Source organism: Microvirga rosea, from assembly GCF_020595095.1.
Taxonomy (GTDB): Bacteria; Pseudomonadota; Alphaproteobacteria; order Rhizobiales; family Beijerinckiaceae; genus Microvirga; species Microvirga rosea.
In genome coordinates, this window is sequence record NZ_JAJDOP010000001.1 from 866,074 (window position 1) to 885,017 (window position 18,944).

At 62.2% G+C, this 18,944-nt stretch carries 20 protein-coding genes and 1 tRNA gene; 5 read left to right on the plus strand and 16 right to left on the minus strand.

All coding sequences use genetic code 11. From position 1 onward, the window contains the following. Positions 1–85 (minus strand) — tRNA-Leu (locus LJD17_RS04080). Positions 86–235: 150 nt separating this feature from the next. Between LJD17_RS04080 and LJD17_RS04085 the strand changes: the two genes are divergently transcribed. Further along, a complete protein-coding gene (locus LJD17_RS04085) occupies positions 236–817 on the plus strand; it encodes a YqaA family protein (protein WP_227382849.1) in 582 nt (193 codons plus the stop codon). Between the two features lie 11 nt (positions 818–828). After that, positions 829–1,317 (plus strand): disulfide bond formation protein B, encoded by a 489-nt coding sequence (locus LJD17_RS04090; RefSeq protein ID WP_227382850.1) that lies wholly within the window; start codon positions 829–831, stop codon positions 1,315–1,317. A gap of 1 nt (position 1,318) precedes the next feature. On the opposite strand, the gene LJD17_RS04095 is transcribed toward LJD17_RS04090, so the two are convergent. Next, positions 1,319–1,888, minus strand: coding sequence for an HNH endonuclease (locus tag LJD17_RS04095; protein WP_227382851.1), 570 nt, complete (start codon positions 1,886–1,888; stop codon positions 1,319–1,321). Positions 1,889–2,085: 197 nt separating this feature from the next. On the opposite strand from LJD17_RS04095, the gene LJD17_RS04100 reads away from it, so the two are divergent. Then, positions 2,086–2,604 carry a DedA family protein gene (locus LJD17_RS04100; RefSeq protein WP_227382852.1) on the plus strand — a complete coding sequence of 173 codons (519 nt, stop codon included), beginning with the start codon at positions 2,086–2,088 and terminating at the stop codon, positions 2,602–2,604. Here LJD17_RS04100 and LJD17_RS04105 read toward each other — a convergent pair. From LJD17_RS04105 to LJD17_RS04145, 9 genes are all read right to left on the minus strand, one after another. After that, the gene (locus LJD17_RS04105) at positions 2,576–3,610 is read right to left on the minus strand and encodes a c-type cytochrome (protein WP_227382853.1); all 1,035 of its coding nucleotides are present in this window, start codon (positions 3,608–3,610) and stop codon (positions 2,576–2,578) included. The genes LJD17_RS04100 and LJD17_RS04105 overlap by 29 nt on opposite strands. Before the next feature lie 87 nt (positions 3,611–3,697). After that, entirely contained in the window at positions 3,698–4,579 is an 882-nt protein-coding gene (locus LJD17_RS04110) for a 3-hydroxybutyryl-CoA dehydrogenase (protein WP_227382854.1), read from the minus strand. Between the two features lie 80 nt (positions 4,580–4,659). Then, positions 4,660–5,604: an electron transfer flavoprotein subunit alpha/FixB family protein gene (locus LJD17_RS04115; RefSeq protein ID WP_227382855.1), complete on the minus strand. Its 945-nt coding sequence runs from the start codon at positions 5,602–5,604 to the stop codon at positions 4,660–4,662. 13 nt (positions 5,605–5,617) lie between these two features. Beyond that, on the minus strand, positions 5,618–6,367 hold the full coding sequence (locus tag LJD17_RS04120; RefSeq protein WP_227382856.1) for an electron transfer flavoprotein subunit beta/FixA family protein: 750 nt from the start codon (positions 6,365–6,367) through the stop codon (positions 5,618–5,620). Positions 6,368–6,470: 103 nt separating this feature from the next. After that, positions 6,471–7,178: a rhomboid family intramembrane serine protease gene (locus tag LJD17_RS04125; RefSeq protein ID WP_227382857.1), complete on the minus strand. Its 708-nt coding sequence runs from the start codon at positions 7,176–7,178 to the stop codon at positions 6,471–6,473. 9 nt (positions 7,179–7,187) lie between these two features. Next, entirely contained in the window at positions 7,188–7,763 is a 576-nt protein-coding gene (locus LJD17_RS04130) for a cob(I)yrinic acid a,c-diamide adenosyltransferase (RefSeq protein ID WP_227382858.1), read from the minus strand. Between the two features lie 27 nt (positions 7,764–7,790). Beyond that, positions 7,791–8,387 (minus strand): acyloxyacyl hydrolase, encoded by a 597-nt coding sequence (locus LJD17_RS04135; protein ID WP_227382859.1) that lies wholly within the window; start codon positions 8,385–8,387, stop codon positions 7,791–7,793. Positions 8,388–8,487: 100 nt separating this feature from the next. Beyond that, positions 8,488–8,679, minus strand: a complete 192-nt coding sequence (locus LJD17_RS04140) for a twin transmembrane helix small protein (protein WP_227382860.1) — start codon at positions 8,677–8,679, stop codon at positions 8,488–8,490. Between the two features lie 72 nt (positions 8,680–8,751). Continuing rightward, positions 8,752–11,325 (minus strand): TIGR02302 family protein, encoded by a 2,574-nt coding sequence (locus LJD17_RS04145; protein WP_227382861.1) that lies wholly within the window; start codon positions 11,323–11,325, stop codon positions 8,752–8,754. Positions 11,326–11,643: 318 nt separating this feature from the next. Between LJD17_RS04145 and LJD17_RS04150 the strand changes: the two genes are divergently transcribed. Then, positions 11,644–15,258, plus strand: a complete 3,615-nt coding sequence (locus LJD17_RS04150; RefSeq protein ID WP_227382862.1) for a cadherin domain-containing protein — start codon at positions 11,644–11,646, stop codon at positions 15,256–15,258. Positions 15,259–15,363: 105 nt separating this feature from the next. Here LJD17_RS04150 and lysA read toward each other — a convergent pair whose 3' ends face one another. Beyond that, positions 15,364–16,632, minus strand: a complete 1,269-nt coding sequence (lysA, locus tag LJD17_RS04155) for a diaminopimelate decarboxylase (RefSeq protein WP_227382863.1) — start codon at positions 16,630–16,632, stop codon at positions 15,364–15,366. 81 nt (positions 16,633–16,713) lie between these two features. Then, positions 16,714–16,959 (minus strand): LPS translocon maturation chaperone LptM, encoded by a 246-nt coding sequence (lptM, locus tag LJD17_RS04160; protein ID WP_227382864.1) that lies wholly within the window; start codon positions 16,957–16,959, stop codon positions 16,714–16,716. A gap of 172 nt (positions 16,960–17,131) precedes the next feature. On the opposite strand from lptM, the gene tlpA reads away from it, so the two are divergent. Then, the gene (gene tlpA / locus LJD17_RS04165) at positions 17,132–17,830 is read left to right on the plus strand and encodes a thiol:disulfide interchange protein TlpA (RefSeq protein ID WP_319799671.1); all 699 of its coding nucleotides are present in this window, start codon (positions 17,132–17,134) and stop codon (positions 17,828–17,830) included. Here the strand turns inward: tlpA and LJD17_RS04170 are convergent. The 3 genes from LJD17_RS04170 to LJD17_RS04180 form a co-directional block, all read right to left on the minus strand. Next, positions 17,815–18,144: a hypothetical protein gene (locus LJD17_RS04170; RefSeq protein WP_227382865.1), complete on the minus strand. Its 330-nt coding sequence runs from the start codon at positions 18,142–18,144 to the stop codon at positions 17,815–17,817. The genes tlpA and LJD17_RS04170 overlap by 16 nt on opposite strands. Before the next feature lie 176 nt (positions 18,145–18,320). Beyond that, positions 18,321–18,656: a Grx4 family monothiol glutaredoxin gene (gene grxD, locus LJD17_RS04175; RefSeq protein WP_227382866.1), complete on the minus strand. Its 336-nt coding sequence runs from the start codon at positions 18,654–18,656 to the stop codon at positions 18,321–18,323. Between the two features lie 41 nt (positions 18,657–18,697). Next, positions 18,698–18,934 (minus strand): BolA family protein, encoded by a 237-nt coding sequence (locus tag LJD17_RS04180; RefSeq protein ID WP_227382867.1) that lies wholly within the window; start codon positions 18,932–18,934, stop codon positions 18,698–18,700. Between the last annotated feature and the right edge of the window lie 10 nt (positions 18,935–18,944).

Here is an 18,944-nt window from a genome sequence, read left to right on the forward strand (position 1 = left end):
TGGTGCCCCTGGCCGGGATCGAACCAGCACTCCTTGCGGAACTCGATTTTGAGTCGAGCGCGTCTACCAATTCCGCCACAGGGGCAACGCGGGAAGCCGAGTAACACGGGCCAGGAAGGGTGGTCAATGCGCTTCGGGCGGAGACGCGCGGCAATAGGGGGCTCTCGCCAGGGCGCGCGGCTTGTGCTCAAAGGGGCACGCCCTTATAGCCTCGGCCGCTGCCTGCTGGATCATCATGCTCAGACGCCTCTACGACTGGACTCTCTCCCTCGCGGGCAAGCCTTCGGCCCCTTATGCGCTGGCGGCGGTGTCGTTCGCGGAGAGCTCCTTCTTTCCCGTGCCGCCGGACGTCATGCTGGTGCCGATGATGCTGGCGCGGCCCGACAAGGCCTGGTCCTATGCGCTGATCTGCACCATCGCTTCGGTTCTCGGCGGGATCCTGGGATATTTCATCGGCCTGCTGCTCTATGATTCCCTCGGCGCCTGGCTGTTCCGGCTCTATGGCCTGGCGGAGGGCGCGGAGACTTTCCGGCACGGCTATGCGCAGTATGGACACTGGGTCATCCTGCTCAAAGGCCTGACTCCCATTCCCTACAAGCTCGTCACGATCACGTCCGGCTTCGCCGGATACAGCCTCGGCTGGTTCATCCTGCTGTCCATCATCACCCGCGGCGCGCGCTTCTTTGTGATCGCCCTTTTGATGAGTCGCTTCGGACCGACGATCAAGTCTGTGATAGATCGCCATTTCAACCTGGTGGCCATCCTGGCGATCGCGGCCTTTATCGGCGGGTTCGTGGCATTTCGGTATCTGTTCTGAGGAGGATGAGGATGCGGTCTCGTCTGACGATGCGGCAGGCGGCGCTCGCCCTTGCCCTGGCGGCGGCGGCGGCCGTCGGCGGCGCGCTCGTGTTCCAGCATGTGTGGGGCTATCAGCCCTGCAAGCTGTGTCTCGAGCAACGCTATCCCTATTATCTCGGAATTCCGCTCGCCCTCGTGACGGCGCTTCTGCCGCCACCCTGGATCAGAATCGGCCTGTGGTGCCTCGCGCTGGTGTTTCTCGTCAGCATCGGCATGGGCGTCTACCATGCGGGCGTGGAATGGGGTTTCTGGCTCGGGCCCAGCGATTGCGGAGGCGGGTCGGCGCCCGGCACGGGCAATGTGGGAGATCTCCTCGGCCAGCTGTCCAATATCCGCGTCGTCAGCTGCACGGAGGCAGCCTGGCGCTTCCTGGGTCTCTCGCTGGCCGGGTGGAATGCGCTGATCTCCGGAGCCCTCGCGGCCCTGGCGGGCTTCGCCGCCCTGAGGGGCAGGGCTTGATTTACGGCTCCAGCTCGCTGTCCCAATAGAGATAATCCAGCCAGCTGTCGTGGAGATAGTTCGGCGGGAAAAGGCGGCCGTTGGAATGAAGATCGTGAAGGGTCGGGGCGAAGGGACTTTGCCGTGGCCACATCTCCACGTCGTGCGGCATGCGATCCCCTTTTCTTAAGTTGCAGGGGGCACAGGCGGCGACCACGTTTTCCCAGGTTGTCTGACCGCCCTTGGAGCGGGGAACGACGTGGTCGAAGGTCAGATCCTCATGGGTGCCGCAATATTGGCAGGTGAAGCGGTCGCGGAGGAAGACGTTGAAGCGGGTGAAGGCGGGGTTTCGAGAGGGTTTGACGTAGGTCTTGAGGGAGATCACCGAAGGAAGTCGGATCTCGAAGCTCGGACTTCGTACGACTTTATCGTATTCCGATACGATATTGACCCGATCGAGAAAGACCGCCTTGATCGCATCCTGCCAACACCAGATGGACAAGGGGTAGTAACTCAAAGGCCGGTAATCGGCATTGAGGACAAGGGCCGGGCAGGCTTCCGGCCGTACAACAGGCTGGACGTGTATCGTCACATCACCTCCTCATGAAGAAGAGCCGCATCCCGTTCCAATATGACTATAGAGAGTGTGACGCTGTTGTGAAGCGCGGGACGCGAGCGACTGTGACGCACCCACAGAAAACGTTCGAAAACAGGGGAGGCGACTTTGGTCAGGACTGATCGCAGCGGCGGCTTCGAGCCCGGGACGGCTCGGGACACGCGGCCTTCTCCATGAATTTTCTTCACGAAGCCCAGTCCTGGATCGAGCCGATGATCATGGCCCACGGCGCGCTGGCTCTGTTCCTGATCCTCTATGGCGAGTCCTTCGGCCTGCCTTTGCCGGGTGAGAGCGCGCTCATCGCTGCGGCCCTGCTGGCGGCGCATGGGGATCTGCCGATCGGCAGCGTCTTCCTGGCGGCTTGGGGCGGGGCGGTCCTGGGCGACAGTACGGGCTATCTCATCGGCCGATGGGGCGGGCGCTATGCGCTCAGGCGATATGGCGGGTTCTTCAAGCTCACGCCCGAGCGTCTCGACCACCTTGAAAAGACGGCGCGCGACAGGGGCTTCCTCGTCGTGTTCACCGCGCGCTTCGTCGTGGTTTTGCGCCAGCTCAACGGCATCGTTGCCGGCTCCGTGGGCATGCCCTGGCCCCACTTCGTGCTCGCGAACGCCCTGGGCGCCGCACTTTGGGCCGGGCTCTGGAGCTTCGGCCCCTACCTGTTCACGGACTGGTTCCGGCGCTTCCTTTAGGGGGCTCGGATGACGTGCTTTGCGCTGCCTTGAGCCGGGCCAGCTCCGCACGGATCGGCCCGAAGGGGCCATAAACATGCTGCTCCCGGTTGAACCCGTCGGCGTAGGGGCCATAGGGCGTATCGACGGGCTTTTGCAGAAGGTTCGGATAATCCTTGTCGCTATCGGGCTTTTGCGGCCGGGGCCGCGAAATCACAAAAGCGGCGACATCCCACGCGTCCTCGGGCCCCAGGCGCGGAAAGAGGTAGTTCGTGCCGTTGGGCATGTTGTCATGGACGAAATTCGCGATCGTCGAGAGCCGGTTCATTCCCGCGCCCGTATTGAAGGTGTCGGGCCCCCAGAGGGGCGGCACCATGTAGCCGAGATCCGTGCCCGGCAGACTGCGCCTGAGCCCCTGGCCGTCCGTATTGTGGCAGGCCGCGCAGGTCTGCCGATAGATGGCCTCGCCGCGATGGGGATCGGCGGCGCGTTCCAGCTCCGCGATCCGGCCTGCGCCATAGCCCGTCAAGGTTTCCCCCGGGTTCACGCCTTGGGACAGAAAATCGATATAGGCCGTGATGGCCTGCATTTCGGGCGCGTCGAGAGGAAGGGGGCGGCCGTTCATGCTGCGCGTCATGCAGGCATTGATCCGTTCCGGCAGGGAGATCGGGCGGCCGGTTTCCGCGTCATAGGCGGGAAACTGGTCCTTGAGGCCCCAGAGCGGATTGCCGAACTTCTTGGTGCCCGCATCAAGATGGCAATTGCGGCAGGCGAGGTTGTTTCCCGCATAGCGTTTGGACGGATCCACGACTTCGGGGCCGATATGGGCGTAGGTCGCGGTGATCAGGTCGCGGCCCTGCCGCACCAGCCGTCCGTGGTCGTTGTCGGGGAGCGACCCGAGATCGGGAACATTCCAGAAGGGGTCGGGTGCCGGGGAGGCCGTTTGCGCAAAAAGAAGTGGCGCTCCGAGACAGAGCGCCAAGGCACAGGTCGCCGCTTGGACGATGATGCGCAGTCTGCTTTTCATGGACCTTCCATCTTCCCGAACGGAAGCCATGATGCCAGCTGTCAGGGCCGGACGCCAGAACGAAGCTTGACAGGAAAGGCGATGGCTTCAGCGGGTCGGGACGGGCTTCTCGCCGCGGTAGTCATAGAACCCGCGCTTGGCCTTGCGGCCGAGCCAGCCGGCCTCGACATACTTCACGAGGAGCGGGCAGGGGCGATACTTCGAATCGGCCAGGCCTTCGTGAAGCACCTGCATGACGGACAGGCAGGTATCGAGGCCGATGAAGTCCGCCAGCTGCAGCGGGCCCATGGGATGATTGGCGCCGAGGCGCATCGCCGTGTCGATGGCATCGACCGAACCGACACCCTCGTAAAGGGTGTAGATCGCCTCGTTGATCATCGGAAGCAGGATGCGATTGACGATGAAGGCCGGAAAATCCTCTGAAACCGTCACGGTCTTCCCGAGCTTTCCGATGAACTCCTTGGCGGATTCGTATGTCGGATCCTCGGTGGCGATGCCGCGAATCAGCTCGACGAGCTGCATCACCGGCACGGGGTTCATGAAGTGGATTCCGATGAACCGTTCAGGCCGGTCCGTGGCCGCCGCAAGGCGCGTGATGGAAATCGACGATGTATTCGTGGCGATCATCGCGTCGGGGCGAAGGGACGGGCAGAGATTCGTGAAGATCTTGCGCTTCACTTCCTCGTTCTCGGTCGCCGCCTCGATGACGAGGTCGCAGCCGCCGAGATCGTCGTATGTCAGGGCCGGGACGATCTGAGCGAGCGCCGCCTGACGCTCCGCATCGGTAATGGCCTCCTTGGAGACCTGCCGCGCCATGTTTCCGTTGATGGTCGCGAGACCGGCCTTGATCCGCTCCTCGGAAATGTCGTGGAGCCGAACCGCGAAACCTGCGAGCGAACATACATGGGCAATGCCATTGCCCATCTGACCAGCGCCGATCACGCCAACGGTTTTGATCTCGATACCCATCTTCCTGCTGCCCCGGGCACCTTACGCGCCCTCAAAAGAGACCGGGCAGCGATCCGCCCGGTTCAGTCTTATTCCTGGACTCACTGACCCGCCTTGGTCAACTCCTCTTGGAGCTGTGGCAGAAGCTGGAACAGGTCGCCCACCAGTCCGTAATCGGCGACCTGAAAGATCGGTGCCTCTTCGTCCTTGTTGATCGCCACGATGACTTTCGAATCCTTCATACCGGCGAGGTGCTGAATGGCGCCTGAAATGCCGACGGCGATATAAAGATCCGGAGCCACCACCTTGCCGGTCTGGCCGACCTGCCAATCGTTCGGCGCATAGCCGGCATCGACCGCCGCGCGGGAGGCGCCCATGGCGGCTCCGAGCTTGTCGGCGATCGGCTCGATGTACTTCGTGAAGTTTTCCGCCGAGCCCAAGGAGCGGCCGCCGGAAATGATGATCCGCGCGGAGGTCAGTTCAGGACGGTCGGATTGGGCGATCTCCTCACCCTTGAAGCGGGAGATACTGGGATCCTCGGCCGCATTCACGCTCTCCACCGGAGCGGAACCGCCCTCGCCGGCCGCCGGAAAAGCCGCCGTGCGCACGGTGATGACTTTCTTTCCGTCGGTGGCCTGGACCGTCTGAATCGCGTTGCCGGCATAGATCGGCCTCTCGAAGGTGTCGGGGGAGACGACCTTCGTGATGTCGGAGATCTGCATGACGTCCAGCAGGGCTGCCACGCGCGGCATCACGTTCTTGCCGTTCGTCGTCGCGGCAGCCACGAGGGCGTCATAGGAGTCCGCGAGCGATACGATGAGGGCGGCAAAAGGCTCCGCGAGCTGGTGCTCGTAGGCAGCGGCATCGGCCAGAAGAACCTTCTCGACACCTTCGAGTTTGGCGGCTGCGTCGGCGGCGGCTTTTGCATTCGATCCCGCGACCAGAACATGAACCGGGGCGCCCAGCGCCTTGGCGGCCGACAGGGCCTTGTGCGTCGCGTCCTTGAGGTGAGCGTTGTCGTGCTCGGCGATTAGAAGCGTCGTCATCGAATAATCTCCCTTAGAGCACGCCGGCTTCAGTCTTCAGCTTCTGAACCAGCTCGGCCACGGAGCCGACCTTCACGCCGGCCTTGCGGCCGCCGGGCTCCGTGGTCTTGAGGACCTTCAGACGGGGGCTGACATCGACGCCGAGCGCTTCCGGGCTGGTTTCGTCGAGGGGTTTCTTCTTCGCCTTCATGATGTTCGGAAGGCTGGCGTAGCGCGGCTCGTTGAGACGCAGGTCGGTCGTCACGATGGCCGGCAGATTGAGGGCGACCGTTTGCAGTCCGCCATCGACCTCGCGGGTCACGTCGATGCTGTTGCCGTCGACGTTGAGCTTGAAGGCGAAGGTTCCCTGAGGCCAGTTCAGAAGGGCGGCGAGCATCTGGCCCGTCTGGTTGGAATCGTCATCGATCGCCTGCTTGCCCATGATCACGAGCTGGGGATTTTCCTGCTCGATCACCTTCTTGAGGATCTTGGCGACCGCGAGCGGTTCGACTGTCGCGTCGGTCTTCACGAGAATGCCGCGGTCGGCACCCATGGCGAGGGCGGTACGGATCGTCTCTCCGGCCTGAGCGGGGCCGATGGACACGGCAACGACTTCGGTTGCCTTGCCTTGTTCCTTGAGGCGGATGGCTTCCTCGACCGCGATCTCGTCGAAGGGATTCATCGACATTTTCACGTTGGCGAGTTCGACGCCGGATCCGTCTCCCTTGACCCTGATTTTCACATTGTAGTCGACGACCCGTTTTACAGGCACCAGAAGCTTCATTCGTCTGTCCTCATCGAAAGGTCAGATCCGGCTGCGGTCGTTGGCCAGCTGTCCGGATAGGTAGGGAAAGATGATCGGGACCGTAGCGGGCGGCGTCCGATTGTCAACGCGGCGCCTTCATTTCGTGCGTCTCGATCCTGGCCAGGAGAGGATCGAACCGATGCCGCATGAAAGGAATGAGCAGGGCGCCCGCCACGAACCCGGCGAGATGCGCAAACCAGCCCACACCCTCGTCCGTGCCGAAGAAGGCGGATACGAATTGCAGCACGAACCAAAAGCCGATGGCCCAGTAAGCGGGGAGGCGCAGGGGGATGCCCTGGAGAAAGAGCCCCCAGATGCGAACCCGCGGGTAAAGGATCAGGTAGGCTGCGACCACGCCCGAAACGCCCCCGGAGGCGCCGATGAGAGGGCGGTGCGAATTCGCGTCGATCAGGGCATGCACGAAGCTTGCGAAGCCGCCGCACAGGAGGAAGAACGCCAGAAAGCGCCAATGCCCCATCGCATCCTCCACATTGTCCCCGAACACCCAGAGAAACGCCATGTTGCCGAGCAGGTGGAGCAGGGACGCATGGAGGAAGATGTTGGTGAAGAGCGTCAGCGGAACGGGAACGAACGGATACCCGTCGGGCAGGATCTCGGTGCCGAAAAGAACCGACGGGATAAGTCCGAGGCCGGCCACCATCGCGTCGGGCCCGAGAGGGCCATAGAACGTGAACAGATAGAGGAGCGCGCAGAGCACGAGCAGGCTTCGGGTTCCCGCCGGCGTCTTCAGGTTCTTCAAAGGAACGCCGTCATGCAGCGGGAGAAACATGGGCCGCCCTCAGCGGTTCTGACCCGGTACCCAGAGAACGTCGATCTGGCCCTTGTCGTTCACATAGCGCGACGCGACGAACAGAAAATCGGACAGGCGGTTCAGGTATTTCACGCTTTCCGCCGACACCGCCTCGTCAGGCTTGTCCATCAGCTCGACGACACGTCGCTCGGCGCGGCGGCAGACCGTGCGGGCGAGGTGCAGGGCGGCTGCGGCTGCCGTGCCGCCCGGCAGGACGAACGAGCGCAGCGTCGACAGATGCTCGTTGAGCCGATCGATCTCCCCCTCGAGGCGGTCCACCTGGCCCTGGGTGATGCGCAAGGGCTCATAGGGAAGGGGTTTCCCGGTCTCGACGGTGGCGAGATCGGAGCCGAGATCGAAGAGGTCGTTCTGGATCCGGCTGAGCATCGGGTCGATCTCATGTCCCGCCGTGTGAAGGCGCGCGAGGCCGATGCACGCATTCGTCTCGTCGACGGTGCCGTAGGCTTCAACGCGCAGGTCGTATTTCGGCCGCCGGCCGCCTGCCGCGAGGGCCGTCGTGCCCTTGTCGCCTGTTCGGGTATAGATTCGGTTGAGGACGACCATATCGGCCCCCGTCTGGAGGGGTCAGGATCAGAATGTATAGCCGACGCGGGCGCCGATATTGGTCAGACCTCGGTTGTCGGAGCAGGCGCCTGCGTTGGACAGGTGCTCGATCGTCGCCATCACGCTCCAATTGGCGGACAGGCGCACGCCGACCGAGCCCGATTCGCGAAACAGGGGCGAACAGCCCAGCGCCTGGTGATGCTCGGAGACTCCGAACGGATCCTTGTCGCCGTTATGGATGGCGCCGCCGAGGGAGCCTTCGACAAACAGGCTCGGGGTGATGTCGATGGTCCAGGTCAGGCCCGCATACGCGAAGCTCGTCCGCCCATCGAAATTGACGCTTCCGCCGATGTGGGGACGGGGAATGAAATAGCTGGTGAACAGGTCCGAGGCGGTGAAAGGCTTGGCGAAGAGGATCTCGCCCGTCAGATTCGCGGAGCCGTCCCGGCCCTCAGGTCCCCATGGATCCTGCGCCGAGAAACCGATTCGGAATTCCGACAGGAGGCTCGGCTGAGTGCTCGCGGGATAGGTCGCCGGGGAAGGCCGCTTCACGTCGGCGGCGAAAGCCCCCGTTGCTCCTAGGGAGGATACGACCAGAAGGCCCAGAGCAATGCCGGCGCGCATCAAAAAATCCATCGCTTTATTAAAAAGGGCATGCCGAAGCAGCTATGCCTAACGGTGTCTTATAAAGAACGATGGCGAGAAAGTGTCAATATGGAGCAAGCTAAGCCGCTCTCCACCAGATAATGCCCATGATGATCACGATCGCCAGGAACTGAAGCAGAACGCGCATCCGCATCAGGTGCTGGGAACGGTTCGGGCTGCCCCCCCGCAACATGTTGACCAGGCCGAGGAGCAGCACGAAGGCGACCGCCAGGACGGCCGCAAAGACAAGCATATTCGAGATATCGGTCATGATGATTCCATCAGGGGAGGGCCGGACCGTGGCCCAAATCCCCTTCTCGTGGCAAGTGCTTAAGACGCTCCCTCAGTTCCGTCGCAGAAGCCGGTCGAAATAGTCGAGCTCCTCCTGAGGACGGCTGGGGTCGCCGAGTTTCCGACGCAATTCGTCCAAAATTCGTGCGGCGCGGGCAGCCGCCGATTCATCCACCCCCGGAACCCGAACGTTTCCATCTGAATAATCCCGGTTCCGGGTGGGGCGTCCAAGGGGATCATTGTTGCGCTGATTGGCCTGACCCTGCCCTTGAGGGTCTCCGGGGCCGGGCTGGTCCCCGGCCTGTTCGCTGCCCGGACCCTGCTGCATCTGCTGGGCCATGCCCTGCATGCCCTTGCGCAGACTCTCCAGAGCGCGCCCTTGGGCGTCCACCGCTTCCCCGTTCTGTCCTTGGCCGATGGCGTTTTCGGCCTCTCGCATGGCCTGTTCGGCATCGCCCAGGCCTTGCTCGTTCTCCATCCCCATGCCCTGCATGCGCCGCTGCAGTTCCTGGAGACGCTCCCGGAGGGCCTGTTGCCGCTGATTCAGGCCGAGCGGGTCGTCCTGGTCCCCGCCCTGGCCGTTTTCGGCGTTTTCCTGCCCTTGTTGTCCTTGCTGACCCTGTTGGCCGCGCTGGCCTCTTTGCCGCTGGCCCTGGCGCTGCCCTTGCTGGCCACGCTCGCCCTGCTGCATGCGGCGGTTCTGACCGTCCCGGAAGGTCTCGTCACGCAGGCGCTGCTGCTCCCGTGCCATGTCCTCGAGATCGCGCATGGCCTGATTCATTTCCCGGCCGAGCGGATCGCTCATCCGGCTGTCGGGCCGCGCCATCTGAAGATTGTTGAGGATGTTCCGGAGTTCCTCCAGAAGACGCTGCGCCTCGGCCATATCGCCTCGGCGCATGGCATCCTCCATCTGCCGCAGCATTTGGTTGAGATCGTTCTGAGTGATCACCCGGTCGGCCTGCCGCTGGTTTTGATCCTGGCCTTGCGGGTTCTGCCGCATGCGCTCGGCAAACTCGCGCAGGAACTTGTCCATGGCCTGCCGCAGCTCTTCGGTCAGACGCCTGATTTCGTCGTCCGTCGCCCCACGCTCCATGGCGTCCTTCAGCCGCTCCTGGGCGGCCCGCAGGTCACGCTCCGCTTCGGACAGGTTCCCGTCTTCGATTTGCAGGGCCATGGTCCAGAGCCATTCCGCCACGTCGAGCAGATCCTGATCGGAGCGCGCTTTGCGGAGGCGGTCGGAAGCGAGGCGCAAGCCCATGAACACCCCCCATTGCGGGGTAAAGGCATCGGGAGCGATGAGAAGCGCGTCGAGGGCCGTCTGGACCCGTTTCCGGTCGTCCGGAGTCAGCACGAGGTTGCGCCGCTGCTCCACGAGGGCCTTGGCCAACGGGTTTGCGAAGGGCCGCTGCGGCAGGGTGAAGGCGATGGTCTCGCTCATTCCCTCCTGTCCGGCTTCGTCCTTGACCCGAAGTTTGAGCTTCACGGCTGCGCCGGCCCAGGGATGATTGGTCAGGTCCACGGGGGATTTGGTTTCGGCCGCGTTCTCCTCATGGCCGGGGATGGCGAGGGTGATCGTGGGAACCGGCACGAGGGACCGCTCCTTCGGTCCCTTGGCCTTCTCGATCAAGCCTTCCGCGGAGGTGATTCCGTAATCGTCCTTGGCCTTGTACGCCAGGGTGAAGACGCCCCGTTGATTGACCTCCGGCGGGCCGGTCAGGGCCACTTCCGGCGGGCGGTCCGGAATCGCCTCGATGGAAAGGCTCACGCTGCTGGCAAAGCCCGTGCTGACCGTCAGGCTGGCGCTGTTCTCCAGGGTGTAGCGTTCCTCCCGCAGGTCCGTCCGCTGGTTTCCTTTCGGCGGCAATGCCGTCAGGCCCTGCCCGGGCGTGATCTCGGCGGTTCCTTCACCCGCGACGCGGATCACCACGGTCGAATGGATCGGAGCCTTCAGGTGCTGGCCCTTTGCCAGATCGATCATCAGGGGCGGAGCGCGGGTATAGAGGGGTGGGTCGATCCAGCCGTCGACCCGAAAACCCGGGGCGGCTGCTCCCGGCCCATGCTGGTCGAAGGCGGCGGCGAGGCGTGAGCCCAGCTCCGGGCCCGCCACGAAGGCGCTTGCGACCACCGACAGAACGGCTGCGGCCCGCAGGGCGAAGCGGTCGCGGCGGGGCATGTCCGGATCCGGCAGCGCTACGCGCATGCGCCGAATCGCATCCTCGGCGCGGCGACGGTGGAGCGACCAAAGCGCGCGGGATCCCGGATCGTCGGAGCCGAGCGCGATCGTATCGTCGAGGGCGCGGGCGGGACCATGCGCGAGGCCGGTATCCCGGTCCAGACGGTCGAGGGCCGGTTGCCGCCCGGGAAGACGCAGGCGGAGCAGCGGCCAGAGGGAGAGTACAAAGGCCGCACCGAAAAACAGCAGGCTAGCGCGCCGCCAGAGGGGAGGGGTTTCGAGCCAAAGGCCCAGCCAGGAAAGGGTCAGAAAAACGAGGATGATCGCCAGGGGGATCCAGAGTCGCGGCCAGGCCCGCTCGAGCCACAGGGCCCAGCGCGCCCGCTCCACAAGACGCCCGAAGCGCTTGTTCAGAAGGTCTTGAGCCGGCGGCGGGTTCGAGCCTTCGCTCATGCCATGCAACTCCTCTTGCGCGGTTTCCCGCGCTGACGACCCCCTCTCGATCAAGGTAGCACGGGAAGCCGTGCTGACCAGCGGTCATATCGGCACAAGGCCTGGAAAGAGGGAGCGATTCTTAAACTCTCTTCCTTCGGGGGCATGCGGATAATTCAGCTGCCTGACGACAGGGCGATCCAACGAGATCGATCTTGTCCGAAACGGGCGCCTGGGGAAGCCTCAACGGGCCGATTTAAGGCCAGCTCGCGTGATCTTGATATTTTTACGATATAACGTTAGAAAACCGGCCTCTTTTTTGGGGGAATAATAGCAATCATGGCTGTGACCATCACGATCGACAATCATCTTATCGACGAAAACGTAACCGACGCCACCAATCCGGTGCTAATCGGCACTCTCACCGCAGATGACGGTGAAACCTATACCTACGTGCTGGCGGATCCCGCGATGCAGGATCTCTTCACCATCGACGGCGACAAGATTTATCTGGCTGCCGGCAAGTCATTGAATTACGAAGAAATTCAACGCTACGACCTCACCCTCGATCTGACGGATTCCAACGGCGACGATGCGGGCGATGCCTCGATCAGAATCGACGTTAACGATCTGAACGACAACGCTCCGACGGAAGTGACGCTGAGCGGCCTGACGATTGCGGCCAATGCCGAGGCTGGCGATGCCGTCGGCTCGCTGGGCGCGGTCGATGCCGACACGCCAGCCGTAAACACCTTCTCATACAAGATCGTCGATGCCCAAGGCAATGAAGTCGATGATGATCTGTTCGAGATCGTTGCCGGCCAAGTCGTTGCCAGGACTAATGCGCCCCTGGCTGAGGGTGCCACGCATGAGATCCGCATCCAGGTCTCGGACGGAGCGAATACCTTCATTCAGAACATCATCATCACTGGCTCGGAGCCGAACAACACCGATCCGTACGATGTGACGCTCAAGAATGCCGCCAATGAAGGCGTCACTTCCATCTCCGAAGCTGCCACGGGCGTGATCGGCGTTCTCGGTGCCACGGACGATGAAGGGAATGACATCAGCTTCACCATCAAGGATGACGACGGCACCTTCGAGATCGTTCAGAACACCACGACCGGCGCGTATGAGCTGAAGGTCAAGGACCCGAGCGGGATCGACTACGACACGGCTGCGAACCATACGGTCAGCGTGACAGTGATCGGCGATGACGGGCATGGCGGCACGGTCGAGAAGACCCTGACGCTGGCCCTGACCGACGTCAACGACAATGCTCCGACGGAAGTAACGCTCAGCGGTCTGACGATTGCGGCCAACGCCAAGGCTGGCGATGCCGTCGGCACCCTGAGCGCGGTCGATGACGATACGGCAGCGGTGAACACCTTCACCTATACGATCGTGGACGCCAACGGCGACCCGGTGGCCGATGACCTGTTCGAGATCGTCAGCGGCAAGCTCGTCGCCAAGACCGATGCGCCGCTGGCCAAGGATGCGCCTCACGAGATCCGCATCCAGGTCTCCGATGGCGTGAATGCTCCTTGGGTCGAGACTTTCGTCATCACCGGTGCAGAGGCGAACAACACCGATCCGCACGACGTGCTGCTGAAGAATGGGGCCGGCGAAGCCGTCATCTCCATCTCCGAGACCGCCACGGGCGTGATCGGCGTTCTCAGTGCCACGGACGACGAAGACAACGACGTCAGCTTCACCATCAAGGATGACGACGGCACCTTCGAGATCGTTCAGAACGATCAAACCGGCGCGTATGAGCTGAAGGTCAAGGACGCCAGCAAGATCGACTACGAGACCGCCGCGAACCATGCAGTGAGCGTGACGGTAATCGGCGATGACGGCCATGGTGGCACGGTCGAGAAGACCCTGACCCTCGCCCTGACCGACGTCAACGACAATGCTCCGACGGAAGTGACGTTGAGCAATCTGACGATTGCTGCCAACGCCAAAGTCGGCGATGAGGTCGGTACTCTGGGTGCCGTCGATGCCGATACGGTAGAAGTCAACACCTTCACCTACAAGCTCGTCGATGCTGACGGCAACGAAGTGGTTGATATCATGTTCGGGATCGTCGACAACAAGATTATTGTCGAGTCCAATGCGCCTCTGGATGAGGGTGAGACCCGCACCATCTACGTCCAAGTCTCCGATGGTGTGAATGCTCCGTATATTCAACAATTTGTCATTACCGGCTCGGAGGCAAACAACACCGATCCGCACGACGTAACGTTGAAGAACGCTGCCGGTGAGGGTGTTACGACGATTTCCGAGGCTGCCACTGGTGTGATCGGTATTCTCAGCGCTACGGATGACGAAGACAACACGGTCAGCTTCACCATCAAGGATGATGACGGCACCTTTGAGATCGTCCAGAACACCACGACCGGCGCGTATGAGCTGAAGGTCAAGGACCCGAGCGGGATCGACTACGACACGGCTGCGAACCATACGGTTAGCGTGACAGTGATCGGCGATGACGGGCACGGTGGCACGGTCGAGAAGACCCTGACGCTCGCCCTGAACGACGTCAACGACAACGCTCCGACGGAAGTCACCCTGAGCAATACTCACATCATCGAGAATGCCAAGGCTGGCGATGAGGTCGGTACTCTGGGTGCCGTCGATGACGACACGGCAGCGGTGAACACCTTCACCTATACGCTTGTTGACGGTAACGGCGATCCGGTAGTGGATGACAAGTTCGAGATCGTCAGCGGCAAAGTGGTGGTCAAGGCCGGCGCGGTCTTCGATCGGGAGGCGGAGCCGACATACATGCTCCATATCAAGGTCTCCGATGGCGTGAATCCTGCTCACATCGAAGACCTCACCATCACCATCGATCCTCCCAACACGGCACCTCACGATGTGACGCTGAAGGACGCTCAGAACGTGGCCGTTACCGCGATCGCCGAAACAGCGGCGTCGGGAAGCACGGTCGGCCTTCTGGGAGCATCGGACGCCGAGACCGACGACGTCAGCTTCACGATCAAGGCCGGTTCGGGCGATGCGTTCGGCATCCGACAGAACAACGAGGGCACCTACGAGCTCTATGTCAAGGATGCGAGCAAGCTCAACTACGAAACGGCTGCAAACCACAAGGTGAGCGTGACCGTTCTGGCAAATGACGGTTACAGCGTCACCGAGGAGACCCTCACCCTTGACATCAATGACGTCAACGAGGCTCCGACGGGTGTCAATCTCGGCACTGCAACGGTGAAGGAGCTCGCCGCAACCGGAACGGTTGTCGGAGCGCTCAGCACTCAGGACCAGGATGGCGGCGACGCCTTCACCTATAAGCTCCTTGATGATGCCGGTGGCCGCTTCGCGATCAGCGGCAGCAACGTCGTGGTGAAGGACGGTCTTAAGCTCGATTATGAGCAGGCCAAGTCTCACCAGATCAAGGTTGAGGCCAAGGACAAGGCCGGCCATACCTTCGAGAAGATCCTGTCCGTCGGGGTGCTGGATGTCGCTACCGAGAAGGTGACCGGCAGCGCCACAAACGATGTCGTCAAGGGCGGAAAAGCCAACGACGTCATCAAAGGCAACGCCGGCAACGACGTGCTGTGGGGCGGACTTGGCAAGGACACGCTGTATGGCGGGACGGGCAAGGACGTGTTCGTGTTCAACACCAAATTGGACAAGAAGACGAACCTCGACAAGATCGCCGACTTCAACGTCAAGGACGACACGCTCTGGCTCGACAATGCCATCTTCAAGAAGCTCGGCAAGGGCAGCGAAGCCAGCCCCGGCAAGCTGAACAAGGGGTTCTTCACCATCGGCACACAGGCCAAGGACAAGAACGACTTCCTGATCTATGACGACAAGAAGGGCGTGCTCTTCTATGATGCCGATGGCTCGGGCGCCGGCAAGGCGATCGAGATCGCCACGCTCTCCAAGAAGCTCAAGATGACCGCCGACGACTTCAAGATCATCTAACGTTCTGAGCGACCTAAAAAGAACCCCGGCGAAAATCGCCGGGGTTTTTCTTTTGATTCCTCAAAGCCTAATTTGCGCGGAAGCCCACAAGCTTTCAAGAATACCTTATTCCAGCCAATCCGGCACCTGATCCATGCCGATCAAAGCCTCGTATGAGGGGCGTGGCCGGACAACCGCGTGGTTTCCTCCCTTGACCAGGACTTCCGGGATCAGGAGGCGCGTGTTGTAGGTGTTGGACGTGACAGCCCCATAAGCCCCTGTTGTCATCAGGGTGAGCAGATCCCCCGCTTTAACGGAAGGCATGTCGCGGGAGAGGGCCAAGTAATCGCCCGTCTCGCAAACCGGGCCGACCACATCCGCGATGATGTGCTGCGTGTTGCGGTCCGGCTCGATGACCGGCTTGATCTCATGATAGGCGTCATAAAGGGTCGGACGGATCAGGTCGTTCATCGCCGCATCGACGATCACGAAAGTCTTTCCGGCGCCTTCCTTGACGTAGATGACCCGTGTCACGAGGACACCGGCATTGCCGGCGATCAGGCGCCCCATCTCGAAGATGAGCTTCAGGCCCAGATCCTTCGTGTGCCGCTTGATGATCTGCGCATAGGCCTGCGGATCCGGCGGGGGCTCGTTGTCGCCGCGATAGGGAATGCCGAGCCCGCCGCCCAGATCGATATGATGCAGGGCGTGGCCATCGGCCAACAGATCGCGCGCCAACTCCGCCAGAAGCGCGCTCGCATTGTCGAAGGGCTCGAGATCCGTGATCTGGCTGCCGATGTGCATGTCGACGCCGGTGATCCGAATCCCTTTCAGTTTCGCCGCATGAGCATAGACCTCGCGCGCTCGGGCGATCGGGATGCCGAACTTGTTCTCGGACTTGCCGGTGGAGATCTTCTTATGCGTCTTCGCATCCACGTCCGGGTTGATGCGGATCGAAACGGGAGCGCGAAGCCCCTTCGATGATGCGACTTCGGAGAGGGCCTGCAATTCAGGTTCCGATTCCACGTTGAAGCACAGGATTCCGCTGTCCAGCGCGAAGGCCATTTCCTCTCGGGTCTTGCCGACGCCGGAGAAAACAATGCGTTCGCCGGGCACGCCGGCTGCCAGGGCCCGACGCAACTCCCCTTCCGAAACGATATCCATTCCGGCGCCGAGGCGACCCAGGGTTTTCAAGACCGCCTGGTTCGAATTTGCCTTCATCGCGTAGCAGACGAGGGTGTCCGTGTCGGCGAAGGCCTCTGCAAAAACACGATAATGACGTTCGAAGGTCGCCGAGGAATAGCAGTAAAAGGGCGTGCCGACCTCGTCCGCCAGTCGGCGCAGATCGACGTCCTCGGCATGGAGACTTCCCTGGCGATAGTTGAAATGATGCATGAGGCGGCTCAAAAAGCTTCAAAGAGGGTTACGTCCGCCCTGACACCGGCAGGCGGACGCGCTCCCGTGACGATGACGGCGTTAGAGGATCGGGTCGAGGATGAAGCGATCTTTTGGGATCGTGAAGCCGCGATGGGTCTTGTTCGAGGGATTCGTCCCGACCGGCGACGGGAGAGCGCCGCCTGGGCTGGGCTGAGCCGTGGTCTGCTGCGGAGCCGACGGGTCCGGCGGCGGCTCGAGCGCGCCGCGACGCCCGCAGGCGGAAAGACCCAAAGCGAGAATGCCAGCAATCAACACGATGCGGGGAAAAGGAAGGCTAGACGACATCAGTTGCTCCAAAACGTGGCGGCACCATAACGGGATCCGGAACGGGATGCGAGGGGAAGCTGAGCTTTTGGGCCAAGTCTTCTAAGCCAAGTCCTGTGAGCTGGAGACTGTAAACGCGGCCTCTGCCACAGGATCGTGAAGGACGGATCGCCGGTCCTGCGGCGACAGGGGCTTGAGGCTTGGCGAAAAACGCGCCACATCGGGCGGCATGACGCCCGCACCTCGCTCTTCCCGTTCGCTCACATCCTGGCTTGCCGTTCCCGTCCTGCTCGCACTGGCGGGAGGGGCCGCCTGGTATGGTTTCTCCGGTCGCCTGGGAGGGTCTCAGGGGCCTGCCGAGTGCAAGATCGCCCAGACCATGGTGGACCGGCTGAGGCCCTTGGCAAAAGGCGAAATGGCTGCCGTGGGGGTGAGCAATACGCCCAAGCCGCCACCGGAAATCGCCTTTAACGGTCCGGACGGTCAGGTGAAAACCTGGAAGGACTTCAAGGGAAAGACCGTCCTGGTCAATCTTTGGGCGACGTGGTGCGTGCCCTGTCGCCAGGAGATGCCCGCCTTGGACAAGCTGCAGGCGGAGCTGGGGGGGCGGGATTTCGAGGTGGTGGCCATCAACGTGGATACCCGCAATTCCGAGAAGCCCAAGGCCTGGCTCCAGGAAAACGGCATCCACAACCTCGCCTATTATGCCGATCCCGTCGGCAAGGTGCTGCAGATCTTGCAGAGGTCAGGTCATGTGGTGGGGCTGCCGACGACCCTCATGATCGGAGCGTCCGGGTGTGAGGTCGCTCTATTGAAGGGCCCGGCGGAGTGGGCGTCCTCCGATGCGCTGGCTTTCGTAAAGGCCGCCGCCGAGCCTCAGACGGGGCGCTGAGCGGGGCCCTGCCCGTCCGGAACGCCGAGGGTGCCCGAGAAAGCCGGTTTGGACAGGCGCCAGGGCCGATCCATGGCCTTCCTGGCCTGGCCACGGGCAAGCTGGCGCAACGTTCCGTCGGCCAGGACCTCCTCGATCACCAGAAAGCCGAGGGACTGGAGCATGACCGCCGCCGTCTTCGTCGAAACATCGTCGGACGGAAGGGCCAGGGAGCCCGCCGTATAGATTCTCTCGAGCAGGCTCTTGGGATGAGCCTGCACGGCCGAGGCAGCACGGGGCCGGAAGGCGACCACGTTCGTCGCTGGATCGTTCATGGAAAACCCCCATCGAAATTGACCGCTTGGTTTTATTGTTGCGGCCGCTCCACGACGCGGAGCACCTTTACTGTGCCGAAAGGGGGATGGGCGCGATATGCGACAAAGGTGCAAACAGGCAGCAAAAAGCGGAGCGCAGGTATGCGCTCCGCTCCTGTGTCGATGGAAAGGGGCTTTTAGGCGCTCTGCTGAACCGCGATTCCCTTGTCGGCAAAGAGCTGTTGCAACTCGCCGGCCTGGAACATCTCGCGGGTGATGTCGCAGCCGCCGATGAACTCGCCCTTCACGTAAAGCTGGGGGATCGTCGGCCAGTTGGAATAATCCTTGATTCCCTGGCGGATAGTCTCGTCCTCGAGAACGTTGACGCCCTTATAGGGAACGCCGAGATAGTTCAGGATCTGGACGACCTGGCCCGAGAACCCGCACATGGGGAATTGGGGTGTGCCCTTCATGAAGAGCACGACGTCGCTGGACTTCACTTCGTTGTCGATCACCTGGTGGGCGTCGGTCATAGGCTTCTCCTTTCCACGGCGGTCAAGGCGCCGGGTTCGTCTCAATTGTCGGGGGCTTGGGTCGTCAGCGCAAGAGCATGGAGCGCCCCACCCATGCGGCCTTGCAGCGCTGCATAGACCATCTGGTGCTGCTGAACCCGGCTTTTGCCCTTGAAAGCTTGGGAGACCACGGTGGCGGCATAGTGGTCGCCGTCCCCGGCGAGATCCTTGATCTCCACCTGGGCGTCCGGCAGGGCCGCCTTGATCATGGTCTCGATGTCATGGGCGTTCATCGGCATCGTGTCAGCT